The sequence below is a fragment of the Paenibacillus swuensis genome (assembly GCF_001644605.1).
Classification (GTDB): Bacteria; Bacillota; Bacilli; order Paenibacillales; family DY6; genus Paenibacillus_N; species Paenibacillus_N swuensis.
Genome location: NZ_CP011388.1, coordinates 1,322,581 through 1,339,901 on the forward strand (window position 1 = coordinate 1,322,581; position 17,321 = coordinate 1,339,901).

Genomic DNA, 17,321 nt, shown 5'->3' on the forward strand with positions numbered 1-17,321 from the left:
GCAATTCATTCTAAGTGCCTTAGTCTTTTGCCTGAACGTCTAGAAGGTGGTAAATGATTTTGTAACCAGTCATAATCGTTTCTCCAAAGCCAACGATAGACCACATCATTTATTTCTGATAATTCAGTTCTAGTGGCTTTAGGATTTTTTCTAGTTATTTCTAAAAACAATTTCCTCTTCTTAAGAACAAGTTCATTATTGGTTAGTATTTGTTCTAACCACTCTCTATCGTAGTTTCGTAACCACCAATAGTCGCGTCTGTTAATTTGAGCCAGTTCCGTTCGGGAAGTTGACTTATGATCTCTTAAGAATATCGTGAAACGTTCGCGAACCACCTCCTGGGCTTTTGTAAAGTCTTCATGACCCCCGAGAAGATGCGTTAAATTGTTATCTCTCAGTTTTTTTAGAATGTACGTCCCTGACACCTTTAGTTCGCGAATTAAGTGCTTAACACCTTTTGCGATCTTGATGATTTCTTCCCACTTTTTATCCCATAAATCTCCGGTCTTTAAAATATGATGGATTTTATAAATATCATCTCTTTTTTTATCAGGACCAACTCTAGAATATGTAAAGCCGCAATATGGACACTCAAAGACCCCAAGAGGTTTTACGTTACCTTCTCTCTTTTCTTGGATAACTCGATTAATAACTTTTTCTCGATAAAAGTTACATGCAACATTTAAACACGGCCATCTACCTGCATTAAAATCTTTCTCGATACTGATATTTAAAAATGATGCGATCGTGTTACTCAGAAAAACCATCATTAACAAGTGGTATATCGGGTGCATATTTTTGGTATATTGATTTCTGAGTATTTTTCTAAACCATGATTGTTTGTTATCGGATTGAGGAATATCTACATGTATCACTCTTAAAAACTCCGGACTAAAACGTTCAAAAAACTGTTCCATTAAAAAATGGTGATCTATTACTGAGGTTCTGAGCTTATTTATATGTCCTTTATTCCTTAAAGCTTGTAAATATTTTTGTTGAATTATTGTGTTATCACTGATAATACCTCTTAAAAGAGTGTAACTCTCAACCGCAACTATAAATAAGTTTTCATCATGGTTTTGGACTGTGAGAGTTAAATTATGTCCCGACGCACAAAAAGCCGGTGTTATACAGATTTCATTGATGGTAGTAAATCCAATAGCGCTTTTACAGGTGGGACAACAAGAATGCAACATTACATTATGTTTATAACAAACTAATACCCCAGGCAATTGATGAGCACGATGCCAATAGGGTTCACCCACTGAGTTGATATCTTCTTTCATACAAAGAGGGCATAAAAAAAGTTGAGTGTTTGATCTAATTAAAGATCTAGTAAGCCCTGCATATTGATTTGGGGATCTTCCAGTACCAGCTCCTTTGATCATGGAACGCGTTAGATTTTCCCGTTGTTTATCTGTCAAAAAGCTATAATAATACGGATACAAAGTATGGTTATAAAGCAATTCATCGACTTCTAGATTAGTTGCGTGAGATAAGTCTTCTAGTCTAGACGGTAAATCGTATTTATTTTGTACGTGGGGGCTACCAAACATACTATGAAGCGTACGTTTATAACCCTTCTTACCAAGATAGTGAACTTTTCTTGCGATGAGGCTGCAAACTAACTCATCAGGATACAATTTATCATTCATGTTGATCACCCCCATAGATAGCCGTAAGCCTAGCTATCTAAGGTATTATTTCAATAACCTGTACTTGAAAATGGTTTCATGAAGCAATTGATGCTTGCTCTATGTTTAGCTTCAATTTTTGTTGTAAATAGCTTACTACATCAGTTGAAGCGTATTTTCTCATGGCCGCCTCCCGAAGTATTCTCCACTCCGATAATACATTCCCCGATAAAATAAGAGAATCAAAAGCCCAATCAATCTTATTCTTTTGATGTTGGACTACCGTTTCCAAGTTCCTGTGCAGCAACGCTCGGCAAATTGGCAACTTGTCTAAATGTCTCTCTAATAAAGCCAACTGCCCGATGTGTCGCCCAATTCTACAGATTGTTAACCGACGAGGTTTACCTGGAGCAGAGCGTATCTCAAGGATGGCTTCATTAATGCAATGAGCAACTTGTTTGTCTCGCTTTATCCAGTCAACTCGAGGTTTGTTATTTATATTAGGACTTTTCATTCTGGTGCCCTTCCTATAGCCTGTTGTCTCATAGTTCCCGACGTTTTTATAGTCCACAAAAAAACTCTTAACATCGTCCCATAAGCAAAGTATCACCAACATATGCAGTAGGGGATGAAACGACCGCCGCGGCGCACGAAGGACACATGCTAGCCATGAATCAAGCCCAGAAGGTGCGGGTACACCTATAGAATTCAGCAGGTTCGACGAATAGCACCTCCTAAACAGTTGAGAAACTTTAGCCTGCTCCACTCTTCCCTTCGAGGAGCACAGCCCTAGTTGTTTAAGACGCTGCTGATATACCTGGTGAAATTTCCGGTGGTTTAAGGCGCCAGTTCTTCCGAGTTCATATAACCGCGTAATACCACACGATAATATATGGACTTTATCATCGTGAACCTTTTCGACCTGTGCTGCAAGATCATGTCCATTCCGACAGTGAGACGGGCACAATGGCAGACTGGATTCCGTAATCACTGTAAGTTCTTCTCCGCAAGTACTACAATTCGAAATAAGCCTGTGAAGATGCTTGGGACATACCAGCATTCCCGGCAGTTGATGATTTAAGTGCCAAAACGGTTCACCATAGACTGTATAATCGTCACGTAAACAGCCTGGACATAACTTTAAGCTCTGTTTGTGTCGGACCACACTAGCCATAATCCCTGCTGTAAGATGAACAGCACTTCCGCGATCATCGATCATAGCGATAAAAACCTTTGTCGCTTGAGCATCAGTTATAAAAAGATGAAACAAAGGATACAACGTGTGATCTTGGATAAGCTGTTCATTCGACATGGTAAAAACCTTGTTCGCGGTAAGCATCCCAATGGAAGATGGCAAATCCACAGAGGCCTTCTTATGGCCAAACCCAAACAGTCGTTTAATCGATGGCTTTATTCTTTTGTCTCCTGTATTCGCTCTTCTCGCGAGGGCACTAACCAAAATCTCATCCGGGTATATTTCCATGATCACTATAGCCCCAATCTACTTCTTACATCCTGAACATATCCAGCTTGCTTAATCAGCAGATAAAATGAAGTGTTTTTTGATTTTGCCTTACGGTCAATTACAGTCATCAACCCGGTGGTTTTTTTGTTACTGGAGTTGTTAGACTTCTTTCCTTTAGATTTCTCAGGATTAGACCGCTTTGAAGAGATGCTGGCTTGATCATTATCGTATTTGTTCATTGCTTTTGTGTACGCTGCCTTTTTCCATACGGATATATCGTCTGCACGTGTTTCTAAGGCAACCTCTTTTGCCTGATCCCCTGTGTACCCCATGTCCATTATCCAATATACGACTTCGGTAAAGGATTGCTCGTCCTTCTGCTCAATAAGTGCCTCATCTAATTCAATACCGTACTCTTTTGAGAATAACTCCCTATCTTCGTTATTGATCATTTTCTCAGGCTCGAAGCTCATGAAAATATCCAAGTACTTTTGCATCTCCGCTTTCTTTCCGCTTCGTAGTGCATCAAGAGCCGGCTGCAGAAGCCTAAACTGGTCCTGTGCAACCGAATGAATAATTTCCTCTGTTAGCCGCTCATCATCTGATCCAATTGCTCTTTTCTGCGCTTCTTTGAATACCTTAATGACCAAATCCGGAATACCCTGCGACTCATAATATAGTGCTTTTTCTATGGCAGTCGTGCATTCTACATATTTTTTAGTCCATTGATATTTCCAGATATACTTGATAAGTGTACGCCAATCGTTACTCTCTTGCTGAAGACGGTCCCAATCCACGCTTCCTTGATCCGTAATTCTCTTAATATTCCGGAACTCTTTGGTAAACAAATGACGAGCCTTTGGCGTCCCGATCAGGACAATCGGGACGCCAATTGTATTGGTGAGTGTATTAAAGAAATTAAGCATCAATGCAGCCCCGCCGGATCTAACCTCGTAAAGGTATTGAATTTCGTCGATTACAAGAACACCCAAGTGATGTTTAAGTGCGAGTGAGGACATGATCCGGATCAACTCATCCGTTTTATAACCCATAAATGTATTGTATTCCACTTCTCCAACCAGCTCGGAGATCTCATGTATAAAGTTCAAACAAAGCTGCTTTATAGTTCCGGATACCGGACAATCAATTTTAAGCCATACTAGTTGTTTTACCTTATATTCAGTGTGCACGATCACTTGAGGGTAAAGGTTCAGTATCCTCGATATACCTGTAGACTTTCCAGCCCCGGATATACCGATGATACCTAGTCCCGAAGCGGTTGGTAACGGAATGTTATACTTCTCTTTCTCAAGATCAGCAATATCAGGACGCTCGAATCTCATCATGCAATTACGCACTCGTCTCGTGTGATCGCCGTTAGCAATATTTCTGGAGAGGTACCCTTTCCTAATTAAGATTGACAACTTCTCTTCGACCTCTAGATGTTTATTTAACGGGATGATAAAGGAAGATAGTCGCTCTACACAGTGCTTCCGTTTACCGGGGGATAGTTCACGTTCTCCGGAATCAAATTTTTTAACCAGCTTAATTTTCTTGGCTGTCTCTTGTAAGTCCAGTATCTCAGGCAAAGCTTCGATCAAGGGGTGGTCATCATACTCCTGAATCCCGGTTTTTTTGTAAGCAGCGAACTCAATTCTGCCCCGGAGAGGTTTCCGAACATTCATTCATCATCATCCTCTTCCATTGCTCTGAGTATTGAATCTGTATGGTCAACTCGCGGCACATACTTATCTGACTTTTTGTCAGCCAGATACACAACCATATCACTTTTGTTTAGCTCTGACGTTTCATCCTTCTCGAGTCTCCACGCTCTCTCCTCGCGTTCTTCCTGTTTACTAATTGCTCGGTGTTCACGGACATCCTCTGGCCGGGTCCGCCTTGACTTATCTTGAGTTTCAGCCGCCGTTTTCTTCTTCGCTTGTTCAATTGTTTTATTGTTTTTATTAATCAATCTCAGTTTTTCTTCCGTGTTCTTCGACCTTCCCTTTCTCGCCTGTCGAGCTTCATATGCAACGACATCAAGATCCTCTTCCCATCGAAAATCCCTGTTACTAGGGATATACTTACTATGCTGCTCCTCAAGCTTAAAGCATTCTTCAAATTGACCATCAGAATGTCTTAAGAAAAGATGCGATGTATCCCGAGGGTCAAAACTATACTCCACATTAAACTTTTCACCATTACGGGCGCGAAAACGCCAACTCTCTTCTTCGGCCGTAACACACGTATAGAGATCTTTGTTGAACCTGATCCCCCCGGCTGTAAATCGCGCTCTCCTGGAGGGAAGCAAATTCATGCGGAGTTGGTCCTTACTTACATAACTCAATGTGCCGAGACTATTCTTCCTGCCCCAGTGCCATAAATCCACAGGTGTTGGGGTTACGTCGTCTTCAATCATGGCATCATTTCTACGATAACTTTGCATATAGTGCTTGTTATGGTATCTGACACACCCGATTAATATGGTCTCGAACTCATGAATATCTAGTGCACGTTTGTCCCTTGTATCCAAATCGCCACGCTCCTTCATTCGTTCTAGAATGCCGCCTGGCGTCCATTTGACGTACAAATCATCACTCAGATCGAACGCCTTCTCGACAAAAGGTTTCCAATCTGCCCGAAAAGGTGGGAGATGCTCAACTTTTACGTTGAGTGTCTTAATAAGATGTGCGGGCTTATTGCCGACATACTCACCGCGGTCAGTCGTTAATTGCTCTGGTAAACCGAAGGAGGGCCATTCTTCTTTCGTAATATCGATGCCAAAACGTTTGCAATACTCAACCTTATCTGAGGCGGCATTCTCGAGCGCGAGTGCAGCTCCTATCCAGCTTGGTCCCTCCAAACCAACGTATAAGCCTACAATAAGTCTGCTGAATACATCGATAACAAAGTAAATGACAGGCCGTCCGATTAGCCAATCACGATTTTTTCGATTGACCAGATAGATATTCCCGATAGTGGCATCGATTTGATAAATAGAGCCTGGACCAAAGGAAGCTTTATCAAAATTACCATCGATTGCGCGATGTTTCAGATTCACCCTCCGCGTTCCCAATCGTTTAGATAATTCTTCAACTAGGTTTCTCTCTTTGCTGTACCAATAATAAAACTGACGAAATGTAGGCCTTTCATGCTCGGGTAACAATGTAATACCATCTTCTTCGTCTATGTGCGCTTTATAAAATTTTCCTAACATGAGTTCATACACATCAAAAAGACTACGCTTCTCCCGTTTTTTGTACCAAAGTTCAATTGCCTTTCGAAAGTTCTTTCTTATTTCTTCCGTAACATTTATTCCGATGAGTTCGTGGTCATCTTTACTTTCATTATTGGGACATCCGAGTTTCTTTCCTAATCCAGACCGCTCCTGCCCTTTATTTCCGCAATTCGGATAGTCAGGAAGCAATGCATTAATGACCATCCCCCTCTGCCAATACTTACGAAGGTTGTTTCGTATTAATGTTTTTGATACCTTAAACCGCTCGTGAATCTCCTCGATAATAATGCCTCTTAGCCGCTTTTTGTAGATATCTGGAACATGTTTTCCCGTAACAGCCGGCTCCAGGTAGGCCCATGTCTTATCTCTTATATGGATCTCTTTCTTGTTCAGACTATGATCAGGTAGAGATAGTCGAGGAATGAAATATGACGTGACTTGTATATCCAGAGATTCAACCTGGTTTTCTATCTCCGCTCGATCAATAAATTCAGGTTGAGCAGTTTTGTCATGGATATCAATCGTGACCACAAGATGACGATTTAACCATAGTACGCGGTGTAATTTTGGCTGCACGTCTTCCTCACTGTAATCCTTATCTGTTGGCCAAACCTCAAGAATACTGTTCACATAGAGTTCAGTTTGCAACTTGACTTACCCCCCCCTTCTCATTGGGCACAGAGATCCCTAACAGAGCAAGTGGTTGATTGGTCTCGATTAACTCCTCCATATTGATCTTCCACTGTTTACTGACAATGCAGTATCTGGCGATCGTAAGACTTTCTCCAGGCTGTAACCCCAATCGATCATCACAGAAATTTGTGATGTCGGTTAATTTTTTCTCTCCTTTAAGAAAAAGCGGTTCCATTATCCGCTTTGCTTTCTCAACAATGGCAGGAGAAATATGATAATCATCAAAATAATAAGTGGAGTGAACGTATTCAATATTCTTTACATACACAAGTGGGATGTCCTTCTCTGTTACAAGTTCCCACTTTAATCCTCTTCGTGCCCAATACATTCGCTCAATCTCCATTTTTTCCACTTCTCTAGTAGTGATTGAGTCGCTTTTCTTAAAGGAAACCGCTAATTGCTGTTTGTGCAAATCTATGAGGAAGTCCGTGGTCATAACCTTCAGCTCATTTCCTGGCGGATCGATCGGATGTTCCACGCCAAGCTCTTCTGCAATTGAAACTGTTTCTGTAATATCAAGACCTAATTCATCCAGCAGCGGGAATTGCTCACGAATATCAACGACTAATCGAGACCAATCTACGAGAAGAAAGTAAAAATACTCCCAGTCAGATAAAAACAAATGCTCCCGTGCTGTCTTGATGCCTTTTGGCCTGTGAGTCTTTCCTCTCGAAGGTACACTTTTTGCTGTCAACCAAGGCTTATATCCTTCGCCTGTTCCCTTCCCCCGCCCCTCTTTAACCCAGCGTGCTATTCGTTTATCAAGCGAAGCTCTCATTTTTATCCTCCTAACAGAAAGGACGACTCGTCATATTGTGTCGAGTCGCCCTTGATAGTATGTATTCAATTAGGAAATGTTGAGTTCAATTATTTAAATAATTTACCCAAACTGAATATAATTCAATCAGTATAGAGCCTTTTCACTCTCGTACTGCTCAATTCTCCATTCTAGTTGTTTTATATTTAACAATCTGGAATTGAGTGTGTTCCTTTGTGATTTATGATGTTTTTCTGTACTTCCTCGATAAGTTCACGCATTCGCAGAGACTGTTTGCCGCGACGCTGCTGTCTTGCTCTGGAGGTCTTCCGTCTGGGTCGGGTAAGACGTTCCTTCTGTAACAGTTGAATGCTTTGAAAGTATCTCTCCAGCTTTTCTCCATACTCACTTTGCGGATTGATAGAATCGCACTTAATAAGCGATTGGTCCCTCTCGTTTACGATGAAAATTGAGACCAGATTCCCTGGATTATAAACCACAATTACCGGCCATCCCCCGATCCAACCAGCATGTTCGAACCATCTACCTTTAATTGCTTCTGCCGTCGAATAATAATGGCCCTTAAAAAAAATCCCATTTCCCGTTACTTTAGCATGCCCCAAAGATACCGCTTCGTTGTTCATAAAATCTCTTCCTTTCTGTTTAATAGTATTAGTATTATCCGTTTTCGGATATTTAATTCAGTATGAAAGAATTAAAAAAGTACCCGAGTGGGTGCCTCTTTACCGGTTGTAGCTGTGCATAACCTTGTCGTTTTATGATACATTGTCACGTAATCATCGCGCCGCTTCCGTTCTGCCCGGTTAATGATCGTTCCACGCGTTCTTTGCAATCCGAAACAGATATGACCAGCTAATCGGCCGCTCAGGCGAGCGCATAATTGCATGCAGCACCTTGGCTATTACATCTTGAACCAGATCCTCTGTGTCCCAATCGGTGCCGGCAAGTGAACGGCATTAAAGCCTCAATGCAGGTAAATAAGGCTCTATTTTTGCTATTACATCCATATCTACCAGCTCCTGTCGGATAGATCTTGATACATATAGTGTGCATCAACCTTTTTTAATGGTTGGACCATAACTAGGCTAAATCCATTTTATTGCAATTGGGTCTTCCACGCTATCCTTGTCTTAGCTAAACATTGAACAGGCTGCCGATGTTCTCGGCAGCCTGCTATCATTGCGCTCTCGTTCCCAGTTAGCTTAGTCTTTGTTAGCATTAAACTCAAAATCGCCGCTTTCAAAAACATATTCGGAATCATTTGCTTCGAAGGTTTGAACAAGATGGGCAAACCATTCCTTATAACTCTTGCCTAATATTTCTCTTTCTTCAGAATCATGCCACATACTAATGATTTGACCTTTATTAGCTTCGTTGGTTGGTGCTAAATCAAGACAGTGATGATCCCCGCATCCGTTATATGTTATTGGTATCCATGCAGGTTGCCACCACACGTTAGCGATCCCTACTTGGGGCTCTGGTCTCCATTCTTCAAATGACTTTTTATCATAAAGTTCTTTCCAAACAGTCCATTCGTCTAAAATTCTATGAGTAGAAAGTAATTCCCAGCCTGCAACAAGCCACTGGGATTCCCCTGATTGTCCGTTATGAATACGCAAAGAGTCTTTGAAAGACTCTGGTAATTTGATACCTAATGCAACTTCTAATTCCAATATTTCAGACTCAGTTGCCCCTGGGTTTAAATCTTCTAATACTTCTGGTGCATATTTTTTAAGCCAGTTCTCCATTCTTCCCCACAATAATTTCACTGTTTTCATCCCCTGTATTTTGGTTTTCATTAAAAGCGCATTCGGTCCTGTGATCTACTGCAGTTTTATTAATTAAACTATAGTTCCCAGTTAGCTTAACTCGTGACCAAATTCTTCCCAATAGTTCTTGGCTATAACTTCTAACACCTTTAAGTTGATGTTGTTCTGTTTGGGATCTAAAACCCGTATGTCCTTAGCATTAATGATTAGGAAGCCAAACAAGCATCCGTTATTTGCACTACAAAATATCTTTATTTTTTCTTCGATAAGTTCAGTCTTTAATATCTCAAGCTCAAGCTTATTAATTCCTTGAGGTTGGGTGGTTATTTCATTGGACTCTGAATCTTCAAAGTAAAACTCAAGTGTATCATTGAGCACGATTTCAAAGTATTCGTATGAAGAGTTAATCCTTTCTGCAAGGTACAAAATATCGACCGAAAACGTTATTTTATTTCCGTGTCTTTCAATCGCCCTAATCGAACCATCATGAAAAAGACTAAATAATAATTCTTGATCTTCAAGCTTCATGAGGTTCCTCCATTCAAACCCTTGAATTTTTCCAAGTTCAACTCGATTAAACTTCCCGATAGATGAGCGAAGGTCCTGCCACGTGACAGCCCTTTGGGTATTCAACTAACGTTCAGATTTAATCCTTCCTCTTTAAGCGAATAATTTGAACTTTCCCATCAACTGTCCAAAATTCTTGTATTAACTGGTTTTTCGAATCTTGATAGGTGTAAATTTTTGCTCCTTGTTCGATAAGGGTGGAGTATTTTTTTCCTAATTTATTTATGACCTTATCCACCGAGTCCCCCTGTCTAATTCCATCTCTGCTTTCGAATGGCTTCATTTCAGAGCGTGTTTCGATGCTCAAGATAATGTTATCAGGGCTCACAATAAAACGAATGCCATCTTCATATCTCAAAGAAAGGTTCGTTCCTATATTTTCTTCTTCAACGATTGAATATGCTCGCTCTTTTCCAAACGGAGTATTCGGTTGATATCCATATAGTTCTTGACCAGACAAATCAATATCACCTACTCTCAAGTATCCAGCAAAAATTAAAAAGCTTATAAAAATTAAGATTTTTTTCATTTAATCATGTCACCCCATCTTTTTATCCAAAATAACGTTTGTTTCAGAGGTACTAAACTAATCTGCACGTTATCTCAACAGGCTGAATTTTAATCCTTCACTTGTGGATATAGTTCAGGGTAATTAGGATTTTTTATTGAGTCACCAAATTGCTTTTCATTCATTACAAAGTCACCAAAATAACCTTCAATCATCAAATCTAATCTTTCTTTGAAATAAATGAAATTATCACTCGGAAAATTATCCATTAAATAGGCGTCATTCGTGTCCAGATGCCACAAGAAGCAATCCATAATTCTCCTGTAAGTCCAATGAATAATGTTAGTTACCTCTTTATCCAATTGCTTATTCAAGTTTTCCTTTACAACTTCTATGACTGCGTTGTAATAATCCCAAAAGTGCTGTTCATTGAAAACTGCTTCCTCAGATAATGAATAAATGAAAGAACCTTCTTTGATTTCATAATTATTGTTAAGTATTTGAAAATACTCCTTCATGTTTTCTTCCCTCCGACGTGTTTGAAAGTTTCTATATAAATTATCCTGCCCTTTAGCTTAATGACAGAGGAGCAGCTACCGCACATTAAGATGCTCCCTGGATCTCTGAACTAAAGTATCCCGTTGCGTAACAACAAAAATTTTTCTGAAATACGTAGATCTCCTATTTTTTTTACTTTCTTTGTTTAATAAAATTGCAGTTATTAATGAAAGCTGTAGTGAAAGAATAATTCCAATGATTAGAACCAGTCCTCCATCACTGTTACTAGGCTTAAGTGTAAAACCAATAACGAAAAAGAGAATAATTGAAATTACAACAGAGAGTAAGAAATATCCAAAAGTCATTTGCCTCCACCTTTCTTAATGTATCAGTGATTAATCTATGGACCGCTTTTGTTGATGCTATACTGCCCTTTACTTCAACAAAATACGGCAGCCGATGGTGTGCCGGCTACCGTCATTGCGTGGTTGAATTATAGTGTCCCGTTAGCTTAACGAAACTGCCTACATATTAGTGGCAGCCTCATCAGTTTCCTTTGATTAAATTTCGTTCCCAATTAGAATTCTCCTGCGTTTATAAATGAATTACAAAAGGGTTAAGTTCTTGTCGCGCATCTACAAAAGGGTTAAGTTCTTGTCGCGCATCTACAAAAGGGTTAAGTTCTTGTCGTTCATCCGCGACAAGAACTTGTCCGAGAAAAACAAAAAAACCGCATTCTTAGCGGATTTGAATAGGTGTATGTTCTTGTCGTCCGACATCCTAAAATTCCTCCCCCCCTTATAATATTCGAGAAATGATGTTCCTAAAATGTCTTAGAAAAATAGCAGAGCATGTCGAAAATTTTATTTCTTCCTAGATAGAGACAAAAATAAGGGTAAAAAGACCTGATTTGAGTGTGGGAAAAAAAGTATACTTTTCCTATAGATTACACAAAATGAATATGTTAGTTTTATAGATGGAAACTAAATCTACCTAATGGGAGGAATTTTGTAATGAAACTTAAAAAAATGGCATTGTCTCTGCTAGCATCTGCTTCTTTACTAACCTTTATTGTTCCAAGCACTTATGCTGCTGAACCAGTAGTAGAAACTAGCACGTATGCAGTTAGTTCGGTAGTTGTTACTACAAATTATACAGAAGAAAATACGAACGCAATCGTGACACCATTCGCTTTATTGCAAAACTATTCCTTTGGGCCTCTTTCATCTAACGACTATACAACTAAAGATTGGTTCAATCATTACTCTTACGGCGATATAACGGTAAAGCTTGCCCAGTATCCCACTACTAGTGGTGGCGGGACTGTATCTATTGAGTATACTTTAAGAGCTTCTGAAAAAAGTAGCATACCAATCGCTGGTAACTATTCAAGTGCTACTAAAACAATAACTTTTTCCGGTGTTCAAGCAGGTACTTATGCTTTGGAAATAAAAAATATTGGAGTTACAACTGCTAGTGGATATGGATCAATCAATGATTAAGTAAAACAAGAAGGCCAAGAAGGAGCCATTGTCGAAAACAATGGCTCCTTCTTTATGAAATGAAATTACTATTTTGATAAACTTGATGGAACATCAGTATCAGTCGGATTTTCATCATTTAAGGTTTTACCTAAGAGCAACGAATTGGGATAATTTTTAGAAAATTCTGCTTCATCTACTTTTAAAAAAAACTCGCCTTCAAAAATTAGTTGATTCGTATTAGGTCCGATTTCATCTATATTTCTTGCTATCTCCGATTCCTTAAAGATACTTTGTTCATCTGCTCGCACGAACATGCCATGAGGTGTATAGAATTGACTATAATACCCTTTTGCGATTTTTGATTCTACGGATTCTACGTTTTTTATTGATTCTACAGATTTTACATTATCTGTTGAAAAATTAGTGTTAACAGGATTTTTAACTTTCTTATTTACGGTTTCCATTTCTGAATAGGTGTCTGCTTTTGAATTTGATATTAATGCCACTCCTGAAATAATAGTCACTGCAAAGGCTATTGAATATATTTTTTTTAACATATTATCCCGTCCTTTCTATACCAATAATTATTTCCTACTTTAAAACATTATATTCACTTAAATGTTGAACAAATGGATAGGCTCCGTAAAGGAAAAAAGATCAAACTATAAAATGTATTATTTTCCTTATTTTATTATACTACCTTTTAAAGTGCATGTGAACATCAGCTTACTATAATATTAATTTCCTTACGCTATAATCTCCAATTCACCTCTCTGTATAGACCCGTAGTTGAACATCATTTGTCTGAGAATTAGTTAATGTCTCTCCACATTTGCAATGCACTCTTGCCATCTATATCACCTCATATCTCTTATGCGATTTTTTCGTACTATCCTGCCAATAGTTAAACAGTAACCGGCATATTGACTGTTGTTAACTTGTTATAACTAAGCTATTTGTATCTTTTCTCTACTGTGCGCTGTATCGCTATGTGGCGTATTTCTTCATCGATATCATTGGAAAGTATTTGAAGCACACTTAACTTCACCTTCTTGTTATAAACAAGCCGTTAACGGACGGAATGATCAGTATCATATGCCAATTGCATTTGGAGGGTTTGGGATATGCTATTCTTGGAAGCCACCATTGATCTTACTCGTGGATCCGCATCTAGTGCTAGCAATTCAAGTATCTCTGCTTGAACAGTCTTGTTCTGGGCTACCCAAAACTTCATTTCAGGGTAACAATTAATTACGTCGATCCAAACATTTGCGGTCGCTTCCCCCCAAGCAGCTCTCAGATAATCGTTTGGGTCATCGCTATTTCTTAATCTAACGAATTCTTCTGCGCTTTTGATCAACTTGCCATTTCTCGAGTTAAAAGTCCACCACTAGCGTGTCGAGCTAACTGCCCGTTACTTCAACAAAGGCTGCCGTACATATTCGCGGCAGCCTCGTTTACTTCCTTTATTTAACTATCGTGTCCCGTTAGGATTCCTGTAGAGCGTTAATTTTGTTCATTGCACAAAAACGAGCGACTCCGGTACGAGGTTATTTTCGTCTAACACCCTTTAAGAGGTGCTTGTCATCAGGTAAGATTATCATACTGAAAAATCATGCGTCTTAGCTTCTGGTTACGCATAATAAAAAATGGGAATAGCCAATAGTAAGGCTATCCCATTTTTTATTAGTTCGCTATAAAGTTTTCCATGGCGCTTAACTCTGATGTTCCGTCATTCAATGATTTATTTTGAATTTCTTTAAGTAACTTCAAGTCATGATTGTCAAGTGAATTGCCATTTTGATCATGTTTAAATTGACCTTGAACATTGGCCCCTACTACATAATACTCATTTACTCGACCTTCTTGAGGATTCAAGAAAAGTATATACTCACTATCTTTCTCTAAAACTTCCTCACCACCAATTTGGCCAACTTGAAGTACTTTAATTTCTTTTAAAACCTCATTTTTATAAGCCTTTGTTACTTTAATTAAATTAGTAACTGTCATTGCATTATTGTTTTCTTGTTGAATAACTTTACCTCGAACAATGAATTGTGCCTTCTCTTTCAGCTCCTGTAGATTGTTAACTCCATCCCCATAAGTGGCATCAATTTTACCTTCATACTTTTTGGCAATTGTTTCAGTATGTTTTAACATACCTTCAGCACTAACTGTTTGAACACTAGTATTAGGAGTTGTAGTATTATTTACAAGAGCTTGTGAAGTCCCGTCAAATATGTTTGCGCCAATTGCCGTACTGATAACAGCTACAAGACCAAGGCTCAGAATAATATAGTTTCTTATGGTTTTCTTTTTGTTATTCATGGATTGTCACCCTTTCAATTTAAGTAAGTATTTTCTAAACGTAACATATGTGAAATATGTTGCTACGTGTCTAATATACATTTCTCATATGTGCTCCATCCCTAGCAGTTGGCGCCATAATTCCCCAGCTGTCATAATAAATATTTGTAGCGGGATACATTAAGGCCTTTGCAGAAGAGGTTGCGGTTGTATCATGGCCTCCATATCCAGCTGCGTGTCCAAACTCATGTGCAGCTATAGCTTTCCATTTATTTAAAGTATAACTGTAAGTTGGTGCTGGGTTATTAGCGTTAGCATCCCAGACATAATACCCAACTGTTCTAGTAATTTTACTAACACGTTTTTGTCCTGACGGTGATGTAGCGAACCCCACTTCAGTAGCAACATCCCAGGTCACTAGAACCACAGGATCGTGTTATTCTTCGTACAACCAATCAAAATCATCATGTAAAATGTATTCGTTTGATCCTAGTTCCATTGAATAGCTCGAACAGACTATATCATGTTCGTTATATACATTTCCGTTGTCAATTCCTAAATAAACATGATGAAGTAGTTTGTTTGACTTTGCTCGCTCAGGGACTCTTTCTAATATCCGTGAAGATTTAACTATTGCAGAACGATAAAATTCGCTCCATTCATCAAATTCCATACAATAAGGCAATTTAGCGTATACGACACCTGAGAAAGTTAATATTGCTTCCCTAACCTTGTAAGTGAAATTATGTTTACCTCGGTCAACCCGCCCAACAACCTTTAAAAAGTGAAACTCAATCGATTTGTTTTCGTGGTCAACTATTATCTTCTTTATTACCGAATCATACAGTTGAAAATCATCGTTATTTTTATATTCTTCTATACTCATTTAATCCCCCATATTGGGCTATTTCCTTAGTTAATAATTCGTGAAGCAATGAAGCAATCCTGCCCTTTAGCTTAACGAGGCTGCTATATGTATTCTTGGCAACTTCGTCAGTTTCCCGTTCGTTTGATAGATTGGTCTCGCCTAACTGATACTTTCAAAACTATCAAATAATCTCTTTGCAATCGTTCGAGTTATATCGATCAGCTTACTTGCTTCGTCTTTGTCTATTTTTATCTTTTGGTTTAATCTGACTGTCTGGTCATTAGTGTCTCGAATGTATTTTTCATCAACAACACCTGAATTGTGTGTGAGGATATGTCTTCGTTGAAAACAAATATTGATAAATAGTTTATCTTTTTCAGATAGGGCTTTAAAGAAGTCAATATCAAACCACTTAGTTAATTTTTCGTTTGCCTCATTTACACGTTGAAAATTTAATTTCTTGAGCTCTTCTTTTCTATTAGGCGTCGCGGGGATTCTAAGTAACTCAACGCGGATTTTTTTAGCCATAGCTTCAAAATCAGATACACAGTTTTTCAGTATTTCTGCGTATTCGGTGTGTTGAAGTTCCTTATCTGTTTCAATGCTTGAAGCATTGTTCAACCGTTTTAATGATTTAGCCAATTTTTCATTGAAAACTTCAAAAGCATTCAATTTTCCGCAATTTGGACAGCAGCCGAATTCGCCTATAATATCATACCTTATTTTGCATTCCTTACACTGATTATGTCGTTGTTGTCTTTCTTCCGCGTAAACGAAAGGGGATTTATTGTTAGGCAGATTGGCAACCATCTCATCGAGGTCGATTTCGATATCTGTCTTATTAATGATCGCGGTAACTATGGTTTCTATATAAGTTTGAATATACGCTTGCTGATTCGCTGTATTGAAAGCTAATGTATTGTCTAAATGTGAACAATACGGACAGTAAAATTCCTCAATGCCCGAATCCGTCCTAAAATAACCATTACAGTTTGGGCAGGTCCTTCCAAAAAATCCTTCACTGTCAGAGAACATATAGATTGGAACTGATCCATTGGGCATGTTATTTGTTCCTAAACCGCCGATAGGTACATAACTTAACGAGTGATCAACTAAAGAAAAGCCTAATTGAAACATGGAGGCAGCATGGTTAGATTGGTGGTGAAATCCAACTGAATTCTGCGAAGGAATAATCCTCAGTTTTCCGCCAGTATGTGGCACGATTTCAAACTCATTCATCTAAATCACTCTCACTCTTATCATTATATATATATATTTTAATATTAAAAATCATATAATGGCGAAAAACTTTGAAAGCGTAGTTGTTACGTTAACCTGCCCTTTAGCTTAAAGGAGCTGCCTACAACTATAGACTCTAATTACAGTCCTTATGTCCTTTTATTCTTGCTTCCATCGACCGACTAGGAGATGTTTCTCATAAAACGCTTTTGAAAATACTGTAAATCAATAAAAGGGTATGATAAAATAAGTTATAAAGCATTTTGATTGAGG

Annotated in this window: 17 protein-coding genes and 1 pseudogene; 1 reads left to right on the forward strand and 17 read right to left on the reverse strand. The window is 38.7% G+C overall.

From position 1 onward, the window contains the following. Positions 1–5 precede the first annotated feature (5 nt). The 12 genes and pseudogenes from SY83_RS05540 to SY83_RS05585 form a co-directional block, all read right to left on the reverse strand. A complete protein-coding gene (locus SY83_RS05540) occupies positions 6–1,655 on the reverse strand; it encodes a TnsD family Tn7-like transposition protein (protein WP_068605030.1) in 1,650 nt (549 codons plus the stop codon). A 76-nt stretch (positions 1,656–1,731) separates the two neighbouring features. Further along, the gene (locus SY83_RS23480) at positions 1,732–2,148 is read right to left on the reverse strand and encodes a TnsD family Tn7-like transposition protein (RefSeq protein ID WP_231891385.1); all 417 of its coding nucleotides are present in this window, start codon (positions 2,146–2,148) and stop codon (positions 1,732–1,734) included. A gap of 78 nt (positions 2,149–2,226) precedes the next feature. After that, positions 2,227–3,117, reverse strand: a pseudogene (locus SY83_RS23760) (TnsD family Tn7-like transposition protein); the annotation flags it as partial. 5 nt (positions 3,118–3,122) lie between these two features. Next, entirely contained in the window at positions 3,123–4,784 is a 1,662-nt protein-coding gene (locus SY83_RS05550; protein WP_068605034.1) for an ATP-binding protein, read from the reverse strand. After that, positions 4,781–6,985, reverse strand: a complete 2,205-nt coding sequence (locus tag SY83_RS05555; protein ID WP_068605036.1) for a DDE-type integrase/transposase/recombinase — start codon at positions 6,983–6,985, stop codon at positions 4,781–4,783. The genes SY83_RS05550 and SY83_RS05555 overlap by 4 nt, the downstream gene beginning before the upstream one ends. Then, positions 6,975–7,808 carry a heteromeric transposase endonuclease subunit TnsA gene (locus SY83_RS05560; RefSeq protein ID WP_068605039.1) on the reverse strand — a complete coding sequence of 278 codons (834 nt, stop codon included), beginning with the start codon at positions 7,806–7,808 and terminating at the stop codon, positions 6,975–6,977. The genes SY83_RS05555 and SY83_RS05560 overlap by 11 nt, the downstream gene beginning before the upstream one ends. A gap of 185 nt (positions 7,809–7,993) precedes the next feature. After that, the gene (locus tag SY83_RS05565; protein ID WP_068605045.1) at positions 7,994–8,431 is read right to left on the reverse strand and encodes a hypothetical protein; all 438 of its coding nucleotides are present in this window, start codon (positions 8,429–8,431) and stop codon (positions 7,994–7,996) included. A gap of 180 nt (positions 8,432–8,611) precedes the next feature. Beyond that, positions 8,612–8,725 (reverse strand): sigma-70 RNA polymerase sigma factor region 4 domain-containing protein, encoded by a 114-nt coding sequence (locus SY83_RS23765; RefSeq protein WP_082882350.1) that lies wholly within the window; start codon positions 8,723–8,725, stop codon positions 8,612–8,614. A 285-nt stretch (positions 8,726–9,010) separates the two neighbouring features. Next, positions 9,011–9,586, reverse strand: coding sequence for an SMI1/KNR4 family protein (locus SY83_RS05570; protein WP_082882727.1), 576 nt, complete (start codon positions 9,584–9,586; stop codon positions 9,011–9,013). Positions 9,587–9,667: 81 nt separating this feature from the next. After that, positions 9,668–10,105: a hypothetical protein gene (locus tag SY83_RS05575; protein WP_068605049.1), complete on the reverse strand. Its 438-nt coding sequence runs from the start codon at positions 10,103–10,105 to the stop codon at positions 9,668–9,670. A gap of 118 nt (positions 10,106–10,223) precedes the next feature. Beyond that, the gene (locus tag SY83_RS05580) at positions 10,224–10,673 is read right to left on the reverse strand and encodes a hypothetical protein (RefSeq protein ID WP_068605052.1); all 450 of its coding nucleotides are present in this window, start codon (positions 10,671–10,673) and stop codon (positions 10,224–10,226) included. A gap of 89 nt (positions 10,674–10,762) precedes the next feature. Next, positions 10,763–11,170: an Imm41 family immunity protein gene (locus tag SY83_RS05585; RefSeq protein WP_068605054.1), complete on the reverse strand. Its 408-nt coding sequence runs from the start codon at positions 11,168–11,170 to the stop codon at positions 10,763–10,765. 993 nt (positions 11,171–12,163) lie between these two features. On the opposite strand from SY83_RS05585, the gene SY83_RS05595 reads away from it, so the two are divergent. Further along, the gene (locus SY83_RS05595) at positions 12,164–12,652 is read left to right on the forward strand and encodes a hypothetical protein (RefSeq protein ID WP_068605065.1); all 489 of its coding nucleotides are present in this window, start codon (positions 12,164–12,166) and stop codon (positions 12,650–12,652) included. A 68-nt stretch (positions 12,653–12,720) separates the two neighbouring features. Here SY83_RS05595 and SY83_RS05600 read toward each other — a convergent pair whose 3' ends face one another. The 5 genes from SY83_RS05600 to SY83_RS05620 form a co-directional block, all read right to left on the reverse strand. Further along, positions 12,721–13,191, reverse strand: coding sequence for a hypothetical protein (locus SY83_RS05600; RefSeq protein WP_068605067.1), 471 nt, complete (start codon positions 13,189–13,191; stop codon positions 12,721–12,723). A gap of 1,129 nt (positions 13,192–14,320) precedes the next feature. Next, entirely contained in the window at positions 14,321–14,962 is a 642-nt protein-coding gene (locus tag SY83_RS05610) for a hypothetical protein (protein WP_068605069.1), read from the reverse strand. Between the two features lie 70 nt (positions 14,963–15,032). Then, positions 15,033–15,359 carry a M10 family metallopeptidase domain-containing protein gene (locus SY83_RS23255; RefSeq protein ID WP_197479984.1) on the reverse strand — a complete coding sequence of 109 codons (327 nt, stop codon included), beginning with the start codon at positions 15,357–15,359 and terminating at the stop codon, positions 15,033–15,035. A gap of 18 nt (positions 15,360–15,377) precedes the next feature. Further along, positions 15,378–15,827, reverse strand: coding sequence for a hypothetical protein (locus SY83_RS05615; RefSeq protein ID WP_068605071.1), 450 nt, complete (start codon positions 15,825–15,827; stop codon positions 15,378–15,380). A 141-nt stretch (positions 15,828–15,968) separates the two neighbouring features. Next, on the reverse strand, positions 15,969–17,048 hold the full coding sequence (locus tag SY83_RS05620) for a hypothetical protein (protein WP_068605072.1): 1,080 nt from the start codon (positions 17,046–17,048) through the stop codon (positions 15,969–15,971). Positions 17,049–17,321 lie beyond the last annotated feature (273 nt).